The sequence below is a fragment of the Dactylosporangium sp. NPDC051087 genome (genome assembly GCF_055586325.1).
Genome location: NZ_JBVJIJ010000087.1, coordinates 1 through 2,233, shown reverse-complemented (window position 1 = coordinate 2,233; position 2,233 = coordinate 1). Strand labels below are relative to the sequence as shown.

Below are 2,233 nucleotides of genomic sequence, written 5' to 3'. Positions count from 1 at the left end.
TGTCGCCGCTTCCTGAAGACTGACCCCTAGCGGATTTTTGAATCTTGACCCCTCCTCTTTGAGGATCTTGGAGGGTGTTGAGCGTGGAGGACTGGGCAGAGATCCGCCGTCTGCACCGGGCGGAGGGGGTGCCGATCAAGGAGATCGTCCGCAGGTTGGGGGTTGCCAGGAACACGGTCCGTGCGGCGTTGGCCTCGGATCGGCCGCCGCGGTATGAGCGGGCGCCGCGTGGGTCGGTGGTGGATGCGTTCGAGCCGCAGATCCGGGTGCTGTTGCAGGACTGGCCGCGGATGCCGGTCCCGGTGATCGCGCAGCGGATCGGGTGGCCGTATTCGTTGTCGCCGTTGAAGAAACGGCTGGCGCAGATCCGGCCGGAGTACGTGGGGATCGACCCGGTCGACCGGACGGTGTATGAACCGGGTCAGATCACGCAGTGCGATCTGTGGTTCCCGCAGCCGCGGATCCCGGTCGCTGCCGGTCAGGACCGGGTGTTGCCGGTGCTGGTGATGACGCTCGGGTTCTCCCGGTTCATGGCCGCGACGATGATCCCGACCCGGCAGGCCGGGGACATCCTGTCCGGGATGTGGCTGCTGATCTGCGGGGTCGGCCGGGTCACCCGGACGCTGGTCTGGGACCGGGAGTCCGCGATCGGCGGGACCGGCCGGGTGAGCGCGCCGGCGGCGGCGTTCGCCGGGACGCTCGCCACCCGCATCCAGCTGGCCCCGCCCCGCGACCCGGAGCACAAGGGCATGGTGGAACGCGCGAACGGCTATCTGGAGACGTCGTTCCTGCCCGGCCGCCGGTTCACCTCACCAACCGACTTCAACACCCAGCTCGGCGACTGGCTGGCCACGACCGCGAACACCCGGACGGTCCGCTCCATCCAGGGCCGGCCCGTGGACCTCCTGCAAACCGACTATCTGTCCATGGTGGACCTCCCACCGATCGGCCCTCAAGTCGGTCTGCAGCAACGGATCCGGCTCGGCCGTGACTACTACGTGCGGGTCGACACCGTCGACTACTCCGTCGACCCACGCTCCATCGGCCGGTTCGTCGAGGTCACCGCCTCACCGGACGTGGTGACCGTGTCCTGCGACGGCACCATCGTGGCCCGGCACGACCGGTCCTGGGCCAAACACGGCGTGATCACCGACCCCAGCCACACAGCGACCGCGAAACTCATGCGCCACGCCCTCGCCGAAGACCGTCAACGCCGCCAGGCGGCCACCCGCCACCACGGCGACGGGCACCCCGTCACCCTACGGGCCCTGCACGACTACGACGCCCTGTTCGGCGTCGACTTCAACCCGACAACCGTGAAAGCGAGCAGCGAATGACCACCACCAAGACAAAACCCGCCACCGCCAGCCCCGACGACGGCCCCGACGGCGGCCGGGTCAAAGACGGGATGCCGTCGATGATCGCCTACCTGACCCGGGTCCTGAAGACCCCCACCATCGGCGCGTTCTGGGAAGAACTCGCAGGTCAGGCCCGCGACGAGAACTGGTCCCACGAAGAGTATCTGGCCGCGCTGCTGCAACGGCAGGTCGCCGACCGCGAGTCCAAAGGCACCGTCATGCGCATCCGCACCGCGCACTTCCCGACCGTGAAGACCCTCGAGGACTTCAACCTCGACCACCTGCCCTCACTACGCCGCGACGTCCTCGCCCACCTCGCGACCAGCACCTACGTCGCGAAAGCCGAGAACGTGATCCTGCTCGGACCGCCCGGCCTCGGCAAGACCCACCTCGCGATCGCCCTCGGCGTCAAAGCCACCCAGGCCGGGCACTCCGTGCTGTTCGACACCGCCAGCAACTGGATCACCCGCCTCGCCGAAGCCCACCACGCCGGCCGTCTCGAAGCCGAACTCAAGAAGATCCGCCGCTACAAACTGATCATTATTGATGAAGTTGGCTACATCCCGTTCGACCAGGACGCCGCGAACCTGTTCTTCCAACTCATCGCGTCCCGCTACGAACAGGGCTCCGTCATGGTCACCTCGAACCTGCCATTCGGCCGCTGGGGCGAGACCTTCTCCGACGACGTCGTCGCCGCAGCCATGATCGACCGCCTCGTCCACCACGCCGAAGTCCTCACCCTCACCGGCGACTCCTACCGCACCCGCCAACGCCGCGAACTCCTCAAGGACAACCGCGCCAACCACAACTGACCTGCCCTGGAGGGGTCAAAATTCCCGAACCCAAAAGGGGTCAAATTTCAAAAATCGGCGACA

The 2,233-nt window shown here is 67.0% G+C and carries 2 protein-coding genes; both read left to right on the top strand.

Annotated elements, in window-relative coordinates; translation table 11 throughout:
• Window positions 1-74 precede the first annotated feature (74 nt).
• Entirely contained in the window at window positions 75-1,337 is a 1,263-nt protein-coding gene (gene istA / locus ACZ6TV_RS55160) for an IS21 family transposase (protein WP_465309768.1), read from the top strand.
• Between the two features lie 71 nt (window positions 1,338-1,408).
• A complete protein-coding gene (istB, locus tag ACZ6TV_RS55155; RefSeq protein WP_465309770.1) occupies window positions 1,409-2,170 on the top strand; it encodes an IS21-like element helper ATPase IstB in 762 nt (253 codons plus the stop codon).
• Window positions 2,171-2,233: the final 63 nt, after the last annotated feature.

Excerpts from the sequence above, each read along its gene's own strand:
- istB (WP_465309770.1), top strand. The coding sequence starts at position 1,409 with ATGCCGTCGATGATCGCCTACCTGACCCGGGTCCTGAAGACCCCCACC.